The organism is Aurantimonas manganoxydans SI85-9A1, from assembly GCF_000153465.1.
GTDB classification, from domain to species: Bacteria; Pseudomonadota; Alphaproteobacteria; order Rhizobiales; family Rhizobiaceae; genus Aurantimonas; species Aurantimonas manganoxydans.
Window position 1 is genome coordinate 150,179 of the sequence record NZ_CH672387.1, and the last position, 16,698, is coordinate 166,876.

The 16,698-nt window shown below is 67.2% G+C and carries 15 protein-coding genes; 8 read left to right on the forward strand and 7 right to left on the reverse strand.

Features of this window, described 5'->3' with window-relative positions:
* Window positions 1-7 precede the first annotated feature (7 nt).
* The gene (locus SI859A1_RS01020) at window positions 8-1,468 is read right to left on the reverse strand and encodes an aldehyde dehydrogenase family protein (RefSeq protein ID WP_040324943.1); all 1,461 of its coding nucleotides are present in this window, start codon (window positions 1,466-1,468) and stop codon (window positions 8-10) included.
* A 79-nt stretch (window positions 1,469-1,547) separates the two neighbouring features.
* Window positions 1,548-2,237, reverse strand: a complete 690-nt coding sequence (locus SI859A1_RS01025) for a GntR family transcriptional regulator (RefSeq protein WP_009208023.1) — start codon at window positions 2,235-2,237, stop codon at window positions 1,548-1,550.
* 182 nt (window positions 2,238-2,419) lie between these two features.
* On the opposite strand from SI859A1_RS01025, the gene SI859A1_RS01030 reads away from it, so the two are divergent.
* From SI859A1_RS01030 to SI859A1_RS01050, 5 genes are all read left to right on the forward strand, one after another.
* A complete protein-coding gene (locus tag SI859A1_RS01030) occupies window positions 2,420-3,397 on the forward strand; it encodes a TRAP transporter substrate-binding protein (protein WP_040324945.1) in 978 nt (325 codons plus the stop codon).
* Window positions 3,398-3,541: 144 nt separating this feature from the next.
* Complete coding sequence (locus tag SI859A1_RS01035) at window positions 3,542-4,060, forward strand: TRAP transporter small permease (protein WP_148233691.1); 519 nt, start codon at window positions 3,542-3,544, stop codon at window positions 4,058-4,060.
* On the forward strand, window positions 4,057-5,328 hold the full coding sequence (locus SI859A1_RS01040; protein ID WP_009208026.1) for a TRAP transporter large permease: 1,272 nt from the start codon (window positions 4,057-4,059) through the stop codon (window positions 5,326-5,328). The genes SI859A1_RS01035 and SI859A1_RS01040 overlap by 4 nt, the downstream gene beginning before the upstream one ends.
* Before the next feature lie 46 nt (window positions 5,329-5,374).
* Window positions 5,375-6,469: an isocitrate/isopropylmalate dehydrogenase family protein gene (locus SI859A1_RS01045; RefSeq protein WP_009208027.1), complete on the forward strand. Its 1,095-nt coding sequence runs from the start codon at window positions 5,375-5,377 to the stop codon at window positions 6,467-6,469.
* Between the two features lie 25 nt (window positions 6,470-6,494).
* Window positions 6,495-7,379, forward strand: a complete 885-nt coding sequence (locus SI859A1_RS01050) for an NAD(P)-dependent oxidoreductase (protein WP_009208028.1) — start codon at window positions 6,495-6,497, stop codon at window positions 7,377-7,379.
* Window positions 7,380-7,433: 54 nt separating this feature from the next.
* On the opposite strand, the gene SI859A1_RS01055 is transcribed toward SI859A1_RS01050, so the two are convergent.
* From SI859A1_RS01055 to SI859A1_RS01075, 5 genes are all read right to left on the reverse strand, one after another.
* Window positions 7,434-8,726 (reverse strand): amidase, encoded by a 1,293-nt coding sequence (locus tag SI859A1_RS01055; protein ID WP_009208029.1) that lies wholly within the window; start codon window positions 8,724-8,726, stop codon window positions 7,434-7,436.
* A 69-nt stretch (window positions 8,727-8,795) separates the two neighbouring features.
* Window positions 8,796-9,755, reverse strand: a complete 960-nt coding sequence (locus tag SI859A1_RS01060) for an ABC transporter substrate-binding protein (RefSeq protein ID WP_009208030.1) — start codon at window positions 9,753-9,755, stop codon at window positions 8,796-8,798.
* Between the two features lie 36 nt (window positions 9,756-9,791).
* Window positions 9,792-10,658 carry an ABC transporter permease gene (locus tag SI859A1_RS01065; RefSeq protein ID WP_009208031.1) on the reverse strand — a complete coding sequence of 289 codons (867 nt, stop codon included), beginning with the start codon at window positions 10,656-10,658 and terminating at the stop codon, window positions 9,792-9,794.
* A gap of 9 nt (window positions 10,659-10,667) precedes the next feature.
* The gene (locus tag SI859A1_RS01070; protein WP_009208032.1) at window positions 10,668-11,441 is read right to left on the reverse strand and encodes an ABC transporter ATP-binding protein; all 774 of its coding nucleotides are present in this window, start codon (window positions 11,439-11,441) and stop codon (window positions 10,668-10,670) included.
* Window positions 11,442-11,799: 358 nt separating this feature from the next.
* Window positions 11,800-12,840 carry an SMP-30/gluconolactonase/LRE family protein gene (locus SI859A1_RS01075; protein WP_040326122.1) on the reverse strand — a complete coding sequence of 347 codons (1,041 nt, stop codon included), beginning with the start codon at window positions 12,838-12,840 and terminating at the stop codon, window positions 11,800-11,802.
* 260 nt (window positions 12,841-13,100) lie between these two features.
* Here SI859A1_RS01075 and SI859A1_RS01080 point away from each other — a divergent pair, with 260 nt between their 5' ends.
* The 3 genes from SI859A1_RS01080 to SI859A1_RS01090 all read left to right on the forward strand — a co-directional run bounded on the left by SI859A1_RS01080 (window position 13,101) and on the right by SI859A1_RS01090 (window position 16,671).
* Complete coding sequence (locus SI859A1_RS01080) at window positions 13,101-14,165, forward strand: ABC transporter ATP-binding protein (RefSeq protein WP_009208034.1); 1,065 nt, start codon at window positions 13,101-13,103, stop codon at window positions 14,163-14,165.
* Between the two features lie 134 nt (window positions 14,166-14,299).
* Window positions 14,300-15,616, forward strand: coding sequence for an ABC transporter substrate-binding protein (locus tag SI859A1_RS01085; RefSeq protein ID WP_009208035.1), 1,317 nt, complete (start codon window positions 14,300-14,302; stop codon window positions 15,614-15,616).
* Between the two features lie 122 nt (window positions 15,617-15,738).
* Window positions 15,739-16,671, forward strand: coding sequence for a carbohydrate ABC transporter permease (locus SI859A1_RS01090; RefSeq protein WP_009208036.1), 933 nt, complete (start codon window positions 15,739-15,741; stop codon window positions 16,669-16,671).
* Window positions 16,672-16,698: the final 27 nt, after the last annotated feature.

Sequence of the window (16,698 nt, forward strand, 5' to 3'; positions counted from 1 at the left end):
TGCGGGCCTAGCCGTGCTTGATCGAGATGGTCTTCAGGCGGGAGAAGCCGTAGAGGGCCTCGAAGCCCTTCTCGCGGCCGTGGCCGGATTTGCCGACGCCGCCGAAGGGCAGTTCGACGCCGCCGCCGGCGCCGTAATTGTTGATGAAGACCTGGCCGACATGCAGCTTGCGGGCGAGCCGCATCTGGCGGGCGCCGTTTTCCGTCCACACGCCGGCGACGAGGCCGTAATCGGTGCCGTTGGCGATGCGGATGGCGTCGGCCTCGTCCTCGAACGGGATCAGCACCTGCACCGGGCCGAAGATCTCCTCCTGGGCGAGCCTGTGGTCGGGATCGACATCGGCGAAGAGGATCGGCGCGACGTAGTGGCCGCCGGCCGGGGCATCGGCGTGGATCGTGCCCTCGCCGGCGATGGTCAGCTCGGCCTTGCCCTGGGCGATATAGCCGGCGACGATCGCCTTCTGCTTGCCCGAGACCAGGGGCCCGAGATCGTGGTCGGCGGATGCCGGGCCGACGACAAGCCCGGCATAGACCTCCGCCATGCGGCGCTTCACCTCGTCATAGACGCCACGCTGCACGAGCACGCGCGAGGCGGCCGAGCAGGTCTGGCCGGCGGCCTGGACGCAGGCGCCGACGAGCGTCGGCAGGGCCGCGTCGAGATCGCAGTCGTCGAAGACGATGTGGGGCGACTTGCCCCCGAGCTCCAGCGTCACCGGAATGACGTTCTCGCTGGCGGCGGCCTGGATGCGCCGTCCGGTGCCGACCGAGCCGGTGAAGGAGACGTGGTGGACGCGCGGATGCGCCGACAGCGCCGCGCCGACCTCGTGGCCATAGCCGGTGACGATGTTGAGGACACCGGCGGGCAGGCCCGCTTCCTCGGCCAGCGCCGCGACGGCGAGCGCGCTGAGCGAGGCGTCCTCGGCCGGCTTCAGGACGCAGGCATTGCCCATGGCGAGCGCCGCGCCGACCGAGCGGCCCATGATCTGCATGGGGTAGTTCCAGGGAATGATGTGGGCGGTCACGCCGTGCGGCTCGCGCAGGGTCAGGACCGTCGTGCCTTGCTGATAGGGGATGGTCTCGCCGGTGATCTTGTCGGCGGCGCCGCCGTAGAACTCGAAATAGCGGGCGAGCGCCACGGCGTCGTTGCGGGCCTGGCCGAGCGGCTTGCCGACATCGTTCGATTCCAGGTGCGCCAGCGTTTCGGCGCGTTCGGTGACGAGGCGGGACAGGCGCACCAGGATGCGGCCGCGCTCGGTCGCGGTCATCGCGCCCCATTCGCCGTCGAGGGCCGCTTCCGCCGCCGCGACGGCGGCCTCGACATCGGTCGCCGTACCCTCGGCGATCTGGCCGATGTTCTCGCCGGTCGAGGGGTTTTCGACGGCGATGGCCCGGCCGCCGGCGCCGGAGCGCCATTCGCCGCCGATCAGCAGTTTCGTCGGATCGAACCAGAGGCCGGACTGGATTGTCATGTGATGTTCCTCCCAGGAAAATGTCCGCGCAGGCGGCACGGTGGGCGCGCCGGGACGATAAGCCGGCGGCCGGTGTCGTTCAGACGGCGTGTCGGACGTGCGGTTCGAGCCGCTCGCGGGCGGCTTCGAGATGGGCGAGCATGGCGGCTTCGGCCCGCCGCGGGTCGCGGTCGATGATCGCCTTGAGGATCCCGACATGTTCCTCGATGACGGCGTGGCCGACATTGGCGTGATAGCGCAGCCGGAAAATGTGCATCTGGGTGAACAGCCGCCCCAGCGTCTCGGCGATGAGGTCGTTGCCGCAAGCCTCGGCAATGGCGGTGTGGAAGCGGCTGTCGAGAACCACAAGCCGGGCGCAATGGGCGTTGATGTCCTCGCGCGACAGCACCTGCATCTCCGCGGCGATCTCCTTCAGCGCGGCAAGCTGGCCGGGCGTGGCATGTTCGGCGGCGCACGCGGCGCTGCGCGGCTCGACCAAAGCGCGCATTTCGAAGATGCTCTCCAGCCGGGCGACCGAGGGCAGCGGCGCGGCCGAGTAGCCGGTCAGGTGCTTCTTGACGACGAGACCCTCGGCCTCGAGCCGGATCAGGGCGGCGCGGGTCGGGGTCTGGGACACGCCGAAGCGGCGGGCCAGCTTGTCGACGGAGAGGCGTTCGCCGGGCGGGATCTTCAAAGCGATCAAGTCATCCACCAGCCGCTCGTAGACCGCGTCGCCGAGCGACGGACCCTGCACGATCAGGTCGTCCGCAGATGCGTTCCAGTCCCCCATGCGATCTCCGCGAAAGGCGGTGTTGCGGTCGGCCACAGCCCGTCCTTGACCAATGCCATTCAGTCTCATACGAATATCGTATCGGATATCTGGTGTAAACATCATCGATTTGAGGTTGCCGACGCAGGAGGATGCGGGCAATTTTCAACCAGGACGGTCCGAACCGAATGGGAGGAATACGCATGACCCTGAGAGGCATTCTCGCCGGCGCCCTTCTGGCGACCAGCGCCCTGACCGCGACGTCGCTTTCGGCCAAGGAGATGAACTTCGCCATCGTGACGCCGCCGGACGGGCATTACGGCCAGGGCGCCAAGGCCTTCGCCGAGAAGATGAACGAGCTCTCCAACGGCGAGATCACCATCAACGTCAAGGCCGGCGGTTCGCTGGGCGGCGAGCGCGAGCTTCTGGAGGGCGAGCAGATCGGCACGATCGAGCTGGCGATGACCTCGACCGGTCCGGTCGGCAGCTTCGTCCCGGAAATCTACGCCCTCGACTTCCCGTTCCTGTTCAACGACTACGCCAGCGCCCACGAGATTCTCGACGGCGAGATCGGCGACGAGCTCCTGGCCAAGTTCGAGGACAAGGGCATGATCGGCCTTGCCTGGTCGGAGAACGGCTTCCGCCACATCACCAATTCGGTGAAGCCGGTGCAAACGCCCGCGGACGTTGCGGGCCTGAAGCTGCGGACCATGGAAAACCAGGTCCATATCGACGCCTTCAAGGAACTCGGCGCATCGCCGACCCCGATGAGCTGGACCGAGGTGCTGACCTCGCTGCAGCAGGGCACGATCGACGGCCAGGAGAACCCGATCCCGATCATCGTCTCCAACAACATGTGGGACATGCAGAAATACGTGACGCTGACCGGCCACGTCTATTCGCCGGCGGTCATCACCATGTCGAAGATCCACTGGGACCAGCTCTCCGAGGAAGAGCAGGGCTGGATCCGCGAAGCCGCCAAGGCCGGCGTCGAGGCAACCCGTGCGGTGGTTGCCGAGACCGAGACGAACGGTGTCGCCACCATGCGCGAGAACGGCATGGAAGTGATCGAGGATGTCGACAAGAAGGCGTTCCAGGATGCCGTCCAGCCGACCTATGATCGCTACGGCAAGGAATATGGCGAGGCCATGATCCAGCGGATCCGCGACGCCCAGAAGTAAGCCGTCCGACAAAACGCGGGGCCGGATCGTCCGGTCTCGCGGGGTCCGGCCCAGCGCCGCCCGGCTGCGGTTCGCGGCCACCGCCCGCGCGCGGCTTCGATGGAGGCCGCTTGTCTCGCCCTCCAGCTCTCGAAGGTGCCGTCCATGCGCAAGGCCGTCCTGACCGCAGCCGAGAAGCTGACCGTTCTCACCCATAATCTCTCCGCCCTCCTGCTGGCACTGGCGACGGCGCTGGTGTTCTGGCAGGTGGTGACGCGCTTCGTGCTCGGCGATGCCGCGGCGTGGTCGGAGGTGCTGGCTCGCGGCGTGGTGATCTGGATGGTGTTTCTCGTCGCCGGCGCCGGCTTCCGGCTGAGCGCGATGATCCCGCTGGAATTCGTGCGCAGCGTCCTGCCCGACCGGATGCAGCGCAGCGTTTCCTTCATTGTCCTCCTCGGCATCCTCGCCTTTCTCGGCGTGCTGACCTGGTTCGGCGTCCTGATGACGATCCGCGTCTCGACCCAGCAGGTGGCGATGCTCAACATCCCGATCTCCTGGCTCTATGCGGCGATCCCGGTCGGTGCGGTGCTGGCGATCCCGGGCGCGATCCTCGAATTCCTGCGTCCGATCGAGCCGTCGCGGGCCGATTACGACGTCCAGCGCGACCGGGAGTCCTTCGAATGAACGCCGCCCTCGTTGCCGCGCTTCTGGTCTTCTTCTCGCTGTCGATCCCGGTCGCCGTCGCGATCGGTCTCGCCGCGATCGTCGGTGTCGCCTTCTTCTCGCCGCTGCCGTTGCTGGTGGTCCCCCAGAAAATCTTCACCTCCATCGACAGTTTCCCGCTGCTGGCGGTGCCGTTCTTCATCCTGGCCGGCAATCTGATGACCCATGGCGGCGTCTCGCGCCGGCTGGTGGATTTCGCCAAGTCGCTGGTGGGCGGCGTGCAGGGCGGGCTGGCCTCGACCTGCGTCGTCACCTGCATGATCTTCGCCGCGATTTCCGGCTCGTCCGTCGCGACGACCTTCGCCATCGGCGCGATCCTCGTGCCGGCCATGGCGCGGCACAATTATCCGCCGCCCATGGCCGCGACGATCCAGGCGACTTCGGCCGAGCTCGGCGTGATCATTCCGCCCTCGGTGCCGATGATCATCTTCGGCGTCTCCACCGAGACCTCGGTCACCAAGCTGTTCATCGCCGGCATCGGGCCGGGCGTGTTGGTGGCCGGTGCGCTCATCGTCATGACCCAGGTCTGGTGCCGGCTGAAGGGCATCGGCAAGGAGGACGGCGACGATGCGCTGCCCATCGTCAAGAGCACGATCGACGCCTTCTGGGCGCTGATGCTGCCGGTCATCATTCTCGGTGGCATCTATGGCGGCATCTTCACGCCCACCGAGGCGGCGGCCGTCTCGGCGGTCTATGCGCTCGTCGTCGGCCTGTTCGTCTACCGGGAAATGAGTTTTTCCGACCTGCCGCGGATCTTCCGGGGATCGGCCGTGGCGACCGGCGCGATCATGCTGATCATCGCCACCGCCGGGCTGTTCTCCTTCCTCGTCAGCCTGTCCGGCCTGCCCAACGTCATCGGCAGCTGGGCGGAAGCGACCTTCGGCGGAGCGGTGGGCTTCCTGCTCTTCGTCAACGTGCTGCTGCTTCTGGTCGGCATGTTCGTGGAGACCTCGGCGGCGATCCTCGTCCTGGCGCCGATCCTCACACCGATCGCCGTCGGCTTCGGCGTCGATCCGGTCCATTTCGGCATCATCGTCATCGTCAATCTGGCGCTCGGCATGGTGACGCCGCCGCTTGGCGTGAACCTCTTCGCCGCCGCCGCCGTGGCGCGCATCCCGGTGCAGAGCATGTTCCGCTCGCTGATCGTGCCGGTGCTCGTGGTATTCGGGGCGCTTCTCCTGATCACTTTCGTGCCGGCGATCTCGCTGTGGCCGGCGGCGCATCTGTGAGCCGGCGGACCGGCGCAATCCTTTCAGCCAGAACAGGGACTTCCGCATGAGTGCAGTGACGCCGTACCGCATCGCGACCATCAAGGGCGACGGAATCGGCCCCGAGGTGACGCAGGCCGCCATGCGGGTGCTGACGGAGGCCTGCGGCGCGGGCGTCCTCGACTTCGTCATGTTGGAAGGCGGCGCCGGCTCGCATGTGGCGACCGGCGAGGTGCTGCCGGCCGAGACCGCCGAGGCCTGCCGGACGCATCACGCGATCCTGCACGGCGCCGCCGGCCTGCCGGGCGTCGTCTATCCGGACGGCACCGAGGTCGGCAACGAACTGCATCTGAAGCTGCGCTTTGCGCTCGATCTCTACGCCAATGTGCGGCCGATCAAGCTCCTGAAGGGCGTCGCCTCGCCGCTGCGCGCCTATGAGGGCGGCGGCATCGACTATGTCATCGTGCGCGAGAACACCGAAGGGCTTTACGCCAGCCGCGGCGCCGGCGTGGTGCTGCGCGGCGAGATGGCGTCCGACAGCCTCGTCATCACCCGCAAGGGCACCGAGCGCGTCGCCCGCTTCGCCTTCGAACTGGCCCGCCAGCGCAAGGGTGCGCTGCGCGACGGCAAGCGCCGCGTCACGGTCTGCGACAAGGCCAACATCCTGCGCAGCTACGCCTTCTTCCGCCGGATTTGCGACGAGGTGCATGGCGACTATCCCGATGTCGAGATCGACTACGCCTATGCCGACGCGATCACCGTGCATCTCCTGAAGCGACCGGAATTCTACGACGTGATCGTCGCCGAGAACATGTTCGGCGACATCATCTCCGATCTCGGCGCCGCCACCGTCGGCGGCATGGGCATCTCGCCCTCCGGCGAGATCGGCGACAGCCACGGCCTGTTCCAGGGCGCTCACGGCTCGGCGCCGGACATTGCCGGGCAGGACCTGGCGAGCCCGGTGGCGGCCATCCTGTCGGGCGCGATGATGCTGCGCTGGCTGGCGGACAAGCACGACGACTCCACGCTCGCCACGGCGGCGGGCCGCGTCGAGGCGGCGGTCGACCGGACGCTGGAGGCGGGCGATTTCGTGCCCACCGATCTCGGCGGACGCGCGCGCTGCAGCGAGATGACCGACGCCATCCTGCGGGCGATGGCCTGACCCTTTCTCACAAGAGGACAACAGCATGACGAAGCAGACGGTTGGCGTGATCGGCGTCGGGATGATGGGCCACGGCATTGCCCGCAACATCCAGAAGAAGGGGTGGCCGCTCGCCTATCTCGACCATCCCGGCAACCAGCCGAGCGACGATCTCGACGCGGATGGGGCAAGGCGCTTCGATGACGCGTCGGCGCTGGCGGCGGCGTGCGACATCCTGATCCTGTGCGTCACCGGCAGCCCGCAGATCGAGGCGCTGCTGCTCGGGCCCGACAGCGTCACCGCCGCGCTGCGGCCGGGCACCATCGTGGTCGACTGCTCGACCGGCATTCCCAGCGCCACCATGAAGGCAGCCGAAGCGGTGAAGGCCGTCGGCTGCGACTTCGTCGACGCGGCCATGACCCGCACGCCGAAGGAGGCTGAAGAAGGCCGGCTCAACCTGTTGATCGGCGGTGACGCGGCGACGGTCGCGGCGCTGACCCCGCTGTTCGAGGCGTTTTCGGAGAACCGCTTCCATGCCGGCGGCATTGGCCGGGGCCAGACGCTGAAGCTCCTGCACAATTTCGTCTCGCTGGGCAGCGTCACGCTGATTGCCGAAGCGGCGGCCTGTGCGGCGGAGAACGACATCGCGCCGGAGGTGCTGGTGGATTGCCTGCGCCGCGGCGGCGGCTACGGCGCCGGTCTCGACCGCACCGCCCCCTACATCCTGGACGGCGACGTCACCCCGATGCGCTTTTCCAATTCGAACGCGCGCAAGGACCTGACCTATTACAGCCAGCTCGTCGAGGAGACGGGCACGTCCCGCAAGGTCGCCGAAGGCGTGCGCGGCGCGCTGGACTGGCTGGTCGAGACCGGCCATGGCGACGAGATGATGCCCACGGCCTGCACGACGTTCCGCAAGAAGGACAAGTGATCGCCTGACCCGGACGGCCGCCTCCAAAGCGGAAGCGGCCGTCCGGAGTTTTGATCAGCCCATCGCGGCCAGGGTCGCCTCGGCGAAGGCGGCGACACTCAGGAGTTGCTGGTCCTGGCTCCAGGGGGCGACGAGCTGGATGCCGAGCGGCAGGCCGTTGGGCCCGAAGCCCGCGGGCAGGCTGATCGCCGGCGCGCCGATGAAGGTCCAGGGCGCGCAGAGCGCCGGATCGCCGGTGTTGTCGAGCCCTTCCGGCGCTTCGCCGGTCGCCGGCACGGTGAGGATCGCGTCGTAGCCGGCGAAGTGGTCGGCCATCGCGCGGCGCAGATGCTTCTGGTTCTCCAGCGCGGCGACATAGGCCTTGGCGGAAATCCCGGCGCCGTCGGCGACCAGTGCCTTCAGATGATCGCTGGTGCGATCGGGGAAGCGCTCGACTCGTTCCTCGTAGATATGCCGGCCCTCGACCCGCAGAACGGTCATGATGTCGTCGAGGGTCTGGACGTAGAGCGCGTCCAGCGCCACCGGCTCGAGCGTCGCGCCGGCCGCCGTCAGCGCTGCGGCCGCCCGGTCGCGCAGGGCGCGCTGATGCGGATCGACGCGGTCCCATGCCGGTGGCTCGATGACGGCGATCCGGGGCCGTTCGGCGGCGACGGTCGCGCTGCCGGGCTCCGGCGCGGTACCGGCCGGCAGGTCGCCATGCGGATCGGACGGGTCGGCGGCGGCGAACAGCCCGTAGGCCTTGGCGATGGTGGCGACGTCGCGGGCGAACAGGCCGACATGGTCGAGCGACCAGGACAGCGGATGCACGCCGGTGCGCGGGATCGAACCATAGCTCGGCTTGTAGCCGACGACGCCGCAATAGGCGGCGGGGCGGATCACCGAGCCGATCGTCTGGGTGCCGAGCGCCAGGGGTACGATGCCGGCAGCAACGGCGGCGGCCGAGCCGCTCGACGAGCCGCCGGGCGTGTGGCGCGAATTGTGCGGATTGACCGTCGCGCCGGGGCTGCGCCAGGCGAACTCCGTCGTGACCGTCTTGCCCAGCACCGTGCCGCCGAGTTCGCGGATGCGCGACACGATCCAGGCGTCGGCGGCCGGAACATGCGCCGGGTCGATGCGCGAACCGTAGCCTGTCGGCATGTCGGCGGTGTCGATGATGTCCTTGACCCCGACGGCGAGGCCGGCGAGCGGGCCGCTGGTGCCGGTGGCGGGCGCTCTGTCCGGCAGATGGGCGAAGGCGCGCAGGGCCGGATTGCTGCTGACGGCCATTTCGTAGGCAACCCCGACAGGGCCGAGCGTCGTGTCGCCCGCAGTGCCGATGCCGGCCGCGGTGGCGGTGATGTTTGCCATGGTCAGATCCCCCTCGAATGCGTCGCCGCGGGACGCCGGGCGCCCCGCGGCATCGATGATGCGGTCGCTTTAGTCGACGATCGCCTTGTCGATGAACTGCCGGTCGATGAAATTGGCATAGTCCGGCTGGGAGTCGAGATTGCCGAGGGCGATCTGGACGCCGAGGCTGGTCGTCATCGCCTCGTCGGTGATGTCGACGCTGGGAGCGTAGACGCCGTCGGTGATCATCCGCTTGACGGCGGCCTCGACCACCTTGGCGTCGAGGTTCGGGAATTCCTTCCGGGCAACCGCGACCGCATCTTCCGGCGAAGCCTGGATCATCGCCAGTGCCTTCTCGAGGCCGTTGACGAAGCTCTGGGCCTTGGCGGCGTCGATGTCGGTGCGGGTCATGATGGTGGAGAAGGCGTAGGGGCCGTATTCCTTCGGGAAGGACACGATGACCTTCTTGCCCTCGGCGACGGCCTGGTCAACGCCGGGCTCATACATCACCGCCAGCGGCGCCTGGCCGCCGATGAAGGGCGCCGGCTCGGCGCCGATCTGCACCTGGGTGAGCGTCACGCTGTCCTTGGAGACGTCGTTCTCGCCGAGCATCTTGAGGAACAACGAGGTCGATGTGGTCGGCATCATGCCGGCGACCACCGTCTGGTCGGCGAAGCTCTCGGGACCCTTGTAGTCGAAATCCTCGTCGGCGAGGATCCAGACGGCGGCGCCGTTGACGACATTGGCGATGGTCTTGACCGGGGCGCCCTTCTCGAAGGCGATGGCAGTCCATTCGGGGCCGTGCAGCGAGAAGTCGGCGCTGCCGGAGATGACCGAGTTGAGGGCGGTCGGGCCGGAGCCTGCGCTTTCCTTGATGACGGTCAGGCCCTCGGCCTCGAACATGCCCTTGTCCATAGCGACGTAGAGCGGCAGGTAGAGCAGCGACTGGAAGGCCTGGGAGATCGTCACCTCGGTCTTGTCCTGGGCCAGCGCCGGGCTGGCGAAGGCGGTGAGGGCGGCGGTGGCCGCGACGGCGAGAAACTTCTTCATTGTTGGTACCCCTGCTGGTGATGGGAGGCGCAAGCCTCAGGCTGCGACCTGTCGCGTGGACTGGTCCTGCTTCCACGGCAGCACGCGCCGCTCGATGAAATTGACGATGTGGTAGAGGGCGAAGCCCAGGATCATCAGCGAGAACAGCCCGACCCAGACGGTGTTCAGGTCGTAGAGATTCGACGCCGTGAAGACGAGGTGGCCGAGCCCGTGCTGGGAGGAAATGAACTCCCCGACGACGGCGCCGACGAGGGCGAAGCCGATATTGATGCGGAAGGTCGCGATCACCGCCGGCAGCGAGGACGGCACCACCGCCTTGAAGAAGATGCGGTGCTTGTCGGCGCCCATGGAGGTGAGCAGGCGCTGCAGATCCTTGTCGGAATCGCGGGCCGCCTGGTAGGCGGTGATCAGTGCCACGATGGCGGTCATGGCGACGACCAGCGCGATCTTCGAGGTGTAGCCGGTCCCGAACCACAGGATGATCAGCGGTGCAAGGGCGATCTTCGGCACGCTGTTGAGCGCAATGACGAAGGGTTCGACGAGCCTGGCGACGCCGCCCGAATACCACAGCGACAGGCCGAGCGACGTACCGATGGTGGTGCCGAGGATGAAGCCGACGACCGCTTCCAGCGTGGTGTAGCCGGCATCGACGAAGAGCGAGCCGTCCATGATGAAGCGGGCGAAATTGGCGAAGATCCCCGAGGGCTGGCCGAACAGGAAGCCGGAGACGCCGCCGTAGCGCACGCCAAGTTCCCACAAGGCGAAGAAGCTCAGTACGGCGAGAAGCTGCAGCCCTGACCTGGCGATGCCGCCGCCCAGTCCATCACTGGCGATCTGCCAGTCGATGCGGCGACGAGGCATGGTCCCGGTCGCGGCAGGATTGCGTGTGGTGGTGATGCTCATTCGGTGCCCTCAGTGCGTCTGGATGTCGAGCTCGTTGCAGAGCAGGTGGAAGTACTGGGCGAAGTGCGGATCGCTGCGGGACGCCACGGGGGAGTGGCTGGCGATGTCGATCTCGTGGATGGCCTTCACCTTGGACGGACGCCCGGACAGGACGACGACGCGCTTGGACAGGGCGACCGCCTCGTCGACGTCGTGGGTGATCAGGATGACCGTCTTTCCGGACTTCTCGACCGCGTCGACGAGGACACCTTCAAGATGGAGGCGGGTCTGGTAGTCGAGGGCCGAGAAGGGCTCGTCGAGGAGCAGGATGTCGGGGTCCATGACCAGGGTGCGGATCAGCGCGACGCGCTGGCGCTGGCCGCCCGACAAAGTGCTCGGATAGGCGCTCTCGAAGCCGCTGAGACCGAAGGTGTTGAGGTAGTCGAGGGCCTTCTCTCGCGCTTCCTGGCGGTCGACATTGCGCATTTCCAGGCCCAGCAGGGCGTTCTGCAGGACGGTGCGCCAGGGGAAGAGAAGGTCCTTCTGCATCATGTAGCCGATGCGGCCGCGCAGGCCGTCCACCGGCTTGCCGCGATAGCGCATGACGCCGCCATCGGCGTCGAGCAGTCCGGCGATCATGTTGAAGATCGTCGTCTTGCCGCAACCCGACGGGCCGATGATCGAGACGAAGTCCCGCTCGTAGATGTCGAAGGTCAGGTCGCGGACGACCGGGACCGTGCCACTGCGCGTGGCGAAGGTCTTGGCGAGGCCGCGGATTTCCAGTTGCGTCTGTCTGTCGCCCATGTCGGCTCCTCATGCTGCGTTGCGACAGACGCAGCATGGAGCGTGCCAGATGGCCGGGCGGGCCCGCCCGGGCCGGGGCGCCTCACGAACCGGGCTGTTCAAGTCGCTGGAATCGCTGGATCGCGACGGCCTGCATGGCTGCCCTGCGCTTTATGCAGGGCGGATTTCGCCGGTTTGCGACCGCCTTCCGACGGAGGAGATGCAGCCGAAGCGCGCGCAGAACATGCGCTTTATGACTAAAATATATTCACGACTTATGATTGCATCATTATAATGCAGTATGGCGTGGGGCACCGTGAGTGCCCGGCCGGACGGGCGGCAGCGATGGATCGCGCTGCCGCCGCGTATCTGTCGCCGATCAGGCGATATGGGCACCCTGCGCAGCGGTGAAGATCGAATAGATCGACTGGCTCGCCGTCATCAGCAGCCGGTTCCGGTGCTCGCCGACAAAGGTGAGGTTGGCGCAGCCCTCCGGGGTCTTGATCTGGCCGATCTTGGTGCCGTCCGGGGCGTAGACATGCACGCCGTCCTGGCCCTCGCCGGCAAAGCCCGTGGCCGCCCAGACATTGCCGTCGACATCGGCGCGCAGGCCGTCGTGGAAGCCGCTTTCAAGCGTCGCGAATTCGCGCCGGCCGGTCAACCGGCGGCCGTTGTCCTCGACATTCCAGGCGATGATCCGGGCAGGCTCCGGATGGTGCGTTGCAGCGGAATCGGCAACGTAGAGCGTGCGATAGTCCGGCGAGAAGCACAGGCCGTTCGGCTTGAAGATCTCGTCGCTCAGCCGGGTCAGCGCGCCGCTCGCGGCGTCGATATGGTAGATGCTGGTCGGCAGTTCGAGCTCGCGCACGGTGCCTTCATAGTACCAGTGGCTGCCATAGCCTGGATCGGTGAAGATGATGCCGCCGTCGTCCGGGTGGACCACCGCGTCGTTGGGCGCGTTGAGCTGCTTGCCCTCGAAAGTCTCGGCCAGCACCTCGGCCGGGCCCTGATGACCGTAGCGCACGACGCGGGCGGTCGAGTGCTCGCAGCTGATCTGCCGGCCCTCGAAATCGAAGGTATTGCCGTTGGAATGGTTGGAATGGTGGCGCAGCGGCGTCACCGCGCCGGTGACCTCGTCCCAGCGCATCTGGCGATTGTTGGGAATGTCGCTGAAGACGGCGTAGCGGCCGACGCCGTTCCAGGCCGGCCCCTCGGCCCACAGCGCGCCGCTCCACTCGCGCTGCAGCGGCGTGTTGCCGATCATGTATTGCGAGAATCGGGGGTCGAGCACCTCCCAGGCGTCGTCGGGATAGCGCGAGGGCTGCGGCGCCAGAGACTGCGCCCGCACGACATGCGGCATGGCGAGGGCGGCGCCGAGCGCCGCGCCGCCGGTGAGCAATGCGCGTCGATGAATGGTCATGGGTTCCTCCCCGTCGACCGGCATGCCGACCCTCCGGACGACCGTGTTGCTGTTGCGGGGAACGGCCGGCACCGAAGCGTAACGCGAAGCGGCAAGCCGGGCCAGCGTAACGTATACGAAAGGCCCAGGATCGCGCTGTAACGGTCGCGGTTACGTTGCGGTGCAGCACAAGATTTCGGCGTCCGGCGTCCGCCAGCCATTGCGCAGGGGAGCACGCGAATACAGTATACCGCCTGAATTGCTGCGAGGGTGGGGCTTCAATGGCATCGGTGACATTTCGGGACGTGCGCAAGGCGTTTGGCCCGGTTGAAGTGCTGCACGGCGTATCCATTGACATCGAGGAAGGCCAGTTCGTCGTGCTGGTCGGTCCGTCCGGTTGCGGCAAGTCGACCCTGTTGCGGATGCTGGCCGGTCTCGAGCACATCACCGCCGGCGAGATCCTGATCGGCGACCGGGTGGTCAACGCGCTGCCGCCCAAGGACCGCGACATCGCGATGGTCTTCCAGAACTATGCGCTCTATCCGCACATCACGGTCGCCGAGAACATGGGCTTCTCGCTGATGCTGAAGAAGGCCTCCAAGGCGGAGATCGCCGAGCGGGTCCGGCCCGCGGCCGAGATCCTCGGCCTGACCAATCTGCTCGATCGCTATCCCCGGCAGCTGTCGGGCGGCCAGCGCCAGCGTGTCGCCATGGGCCGGGCGATTGTGCGTGAGCCACAGGTCTTCCTGTTCGACGAGCCGCTGTCCAATCTCGACGCCAAGCTGCGCGTCTCGATGCGCTCGGAGATGAAGAACCTGCACCAGCGGCTGCAGACGACCACGGTCTACGTCACCCACGACCAGATCGAGGCGATGACCATGGCCGACAAGATCGTCGTCATGCATGATGGCATCGTCGAGCAGGTGGGCAGCCCGCTGGAGCTCTACGACCGGCCGGACAATCTCTTCGTGGCCGGCTTCATCGGCTCGCCCGCCATGAACATGATGACCGGCGCCGTCGATCCGAACGACCGCGCGACCTTCGTCACCGGCCACGGGCACCGGCTGCCGATCGCGCGACCGGGCAAGGCCGAGCCGGGCCGCGAGACGATCTATGGCGTCAGGCCTGAATCCTTCCGCCTCGGCGGCGACATTCCGCTGCGGGTCGAGGTGGTCGAGCCGACCGGCTCGGAGACCCACGTCATCGCCAAGCTGGGCGACAGCGACGTGATGTGCGTGTTCCGCGAGCGGATCTCGGCGGGGCCTGGCGACGAGCTGCCGGTCTCGATCGACGCGGAGGCGGTGCATCTGTTCGACGCGGCGACGGGGGCGCGCGTTTCGGCCTGAAGCCGGCAAGGCTTCGGGCGGCCGGTCGGGGTGGAGGACTCGGCCGGCAAGGGAGGACGGCCGTGACGGCAGCGGGAGCGCCGTCACTTCGGGGCACAGAATCGCACGCTCCCGCGCAAGTGGAGGAGATCACGATGACCATCAATCGCAGGACGCTTCTGGCCGGCACGGCCGGCCTTGCCGCCAGCGCGGCCTTCATCGGGCCGTTCGGCATGCGCGGCGCGCTGGCTCAGGCGGCCGCGCCGAAATTCAAGCCGGAGGAAGGCGCCTCGCTGCGGCTTCTGCGCTGGGTGCCCTTCGTCGCCGGCGAGGAGGAAGCCTGGAACGCCAACACCAAGGCCTTCACCGAGGCGACCGGCGTCGAGGTGCAGATCGATCAGGAAAGCTGGGAGGACGTGCGCCCGAAGGCCGCCGTGGCCGCCAATGTGGGCTCGGGCCCCGACATGGTGATGAGCTGGTTCGACGACCCGTTCCAGTATCCCGACAAGCTCGTCGACGTGACCGACCTTGCGACCTCGCTCGGCGAGCAGCATGGCGGCTGGTACGAGGGCCTGGAAGGCTATGCCAAGCAGGGCGACAAGTTCATCGCCGTGCCGCTCTGCGCCATCGGCAATGCCATCTGCTATCGCGACAGCCACATGAAGGCGGCGGGCTTCGAGGAATTCCCGTCCGACACGGCGGGCTTCCTGGAACTGTGCAAGGCAATGCAGGCCAACGGCACGCCGGCCGGCTTCCCGCACGGCAAGGCGGTCGGCGACGGCAACAACTATGCCCACTGGCTGTTGTGGAGCCATGGCGGCAAGACCGTCGACGAGGCCGGCAAGCCGGCGATCGACAGCCCCGAGACGCGGGCCGCGATCGAATATGCCAAGGCGCTCTATGCCACCTTCATCCCCGGCACCGAGAGCTGGCTCGACATCAACAACAACCGCGCCTTCCTGGCCGGCCAGATCTCGCTGACGGCGAACGGCGTGTCGCTCTATTACGCGGCGACCAAGGACCCGGCGATGGCCGAGATCGCCGAGGACATCCGCACAACCACCATGCCGGTCGGGCCGGTCGGCCAGCCGGTGGAACTGCACCAGACCTCGACCCTCAACGTCTTCCAGCACACAAAGTACCCGGAGGCGGCGAAGGCCTATATCGAGTTCATGTTCCAGCCGGAGCAGATGAACGCCTGGATCGAGGGCGCCAGCGCCTATTGCTGCCAGTCGCTCAAGGCCTATGCGGACAACCCGGTGTGGACCTCGAACCCGATCCACGAGCCCTATTCCAAGGCCTCGGCCAGCCTGAGGCCGAACGGCTTTGCCGGGCCGCTCGGACCCTCGTCGGCCGCCGTCATGGCCGACTACGTGCTCGTCGACATGTTCGCCGAGGCGGTGACCGGCCAGCGCACCGCGGACGAGGCCATCGCCAACGCCGAGCGGCGCATCGCCCGCTACTACCGCTGACGATGCCGGCACCGGCTTGAACGGCCGGTGCCCCGACACACAGGCGCGCGGGCATTGCTGCCCGGGCGCCTGTCGGCGGCGGCTTCGGCCGCACGCCCTTTCGGCAACGGAGACGATCGACGATGTCCAGCATAGAGGCGACCGCCAGGCCCTCGGTATTCCGCCGGTTCGTGCAGAGCCGCGGCGGGCTCGGCCTGATGTTCATGCTGCCGGCGGCGGCGTTCCTTTTGTGCTTTCTGACCTATCCGCTCGGCCTCGGCATCTGGCTGAGCTTCACCGACACGACGATCGGCCGGACCGGCATCTTCATCGGCCTGGAGAACTATGCCTGGCTGTTCGACGATCCGGTGTTCTGGCTGTCGGTCTACAACACCATGCTCTACACGACGGTCGCCTCTGTGCTGAAATTCGGGCTCGGCCTGTGGCTGGCGCTGATCCTCAACGAGCATCTGCCGTTCAAGAACTTCTTCCGCGCCATCATCCTGTTGCCTTGGGTCGTGCCGACCGTCCTGTCGGCCTTGGCCTTCTGGTGGATCTTCGACAGCCAGTTCTCGATCATCTCCTTCGTCCTGATGAAATGGGGCTGGATCGACGCACCGATCAACTTCCTGGGCGATCCGACCAATGCGCGGGCCTCGGTGATCGCCGCCAATGTGTGGCGCGGCATTCCCTTCGTGGCGATCTCGCTGCTCGCGGGCCTGCAGACCATCCCGCAATCGCTGAACGAGGCGGCGGCACTGGATGGCGCGACGTCGTGGCAGCGCTTCACCAAGATCACCCTGCCGCTGCTGACGCCGATCATCGCCGTGGTGATGACCTTCTCGGTGCTGTTCACCTTCACCGATTTCCAGCTGATCTACGTCCTGACCCGCGGCGGGCCGGTCAACGCCACCCATCTGATGGCGACGCTGTCGTTCCAGCGGGCGATCCCCGGCGGCCAGCTCGGCGAGGGCGCGGCCATCGCGGTGGCGATGATCCCGTTCCTGCTCGCCGCGATCCTGTTCTCCTTCTTCGGACTGCAGCGGCGCAAATGGCAGCAGGGAGGCGGCGAATGAGGCGCGTTCAGATGCTGGGAGGAACGA

Bases quoted from the DNA above. Each gene is read 5' to 3' on its own strand.
- SI859A1_RS01020 (WP_040324943.1), bottom strand. From the start codon at position 1,468: ATGACAATCCAGTCCGGCCTCTGGTTCGATCCGACGAAACTGCTGATC.
- SI859A1_RS01025 (WP_009208023.1), bottom strand. From the start codon at position 2,237: ATGGGGGACTGGAACGCATCTGCGGACGACCTGATCGTGCAGGGTCCG.
- SI859A1_RS01030 (WP_040324945.1), top strand. From the start codon at position 2,420: ATGACCCTGAGAGGCATTCTCGCCGGCGCCCTTCTGGCGACCAGCGCC.
- SI859A1_RS01035 (WP_148233691.1), top strand. From the start codon at position 3,542: ATGCGCAAGGCCGTCCTGACCGCAGCCGAGAAGCTGACCGTTCTCACC.
- SI859A1_RS01040 (WP_009208026.1), top strand. From the start codon at position 4,057: ATGAACGCCGCCCTCGTTGCCGCGCTTCTGGTCTTCTTCTCGCTGTCG.
- SI859A1_RS01045 (WP_009208027.1), top strand. From the start codon at position 5,375: ATGAGTGCAGTGACGCCGTACCGCATCGCGACCATCAAGGGCGACGGA.
- SI859A1_RS01050 (WP_009208028.1), top strand. From the start codon at position 6,495: ATGACGAAGCAGACGGTTGGCGTGATCGGCGTCGGGATGATGGGCCAC.
- SI859A1_RS01055 (WP_009208029.1), bottom strand. From the start codon at position 8,726: ATGGCAAACATCACCGCCACCGCGGCCGGCATCGGCACTGCGGGCGAC.
- SI859A1_RS01060 (WP_009208030.1), bottom strand. From the start codon at position 9,755: ATGAAGAAGTTTCTCGCCGTCGCGGCCACCGCCGCCCTCACCGCCTTC.
- SI859A1_RS01065 (WP_009208031.1), bottom strand. From the start codon at position 10,658: ATGAGCATCACCACCACACGCAATCCTGCCGCGACCGGGACCATGCCT.
- SI859A1_RS01070 (WP_009208032.1), bottom strand. From the start codon at position 11,441: ATGGGCGACAGACAGACGCAACTGGAAATCCGCGGCCTCGCCAAGACC.
- SI859A1_RS01075 (WP_040326122.1), bottom strand. From the start codon at position 12,840: ATGACCATTCATCGACGCGCATTGCTCACCGGCGGCGCGGCGCTCGGC.
- SI859A1_RS01080 (WP_009208034.1), top strand. From the start codon at position 13,101: ATGGCATCGGTGACATTTCGGGACGTGCGCAAGGCGTTTGGCCCGGTT.
- SI859A1_RS01085 (WP_009208035.1), top strand. From the start codon at position 14,300: ATGACCATCAATCGCAGGACGCTTCTGGCCGGCACGGCCGGCCTTGCC.
- SI859A1_RS01090 (WP_009208036.1), top strand. From the start codon at position 15,739: ATGTCCAGCATAGAGGCGACCGCCAGGCCCTCGGTATTCCGCCGGTTC.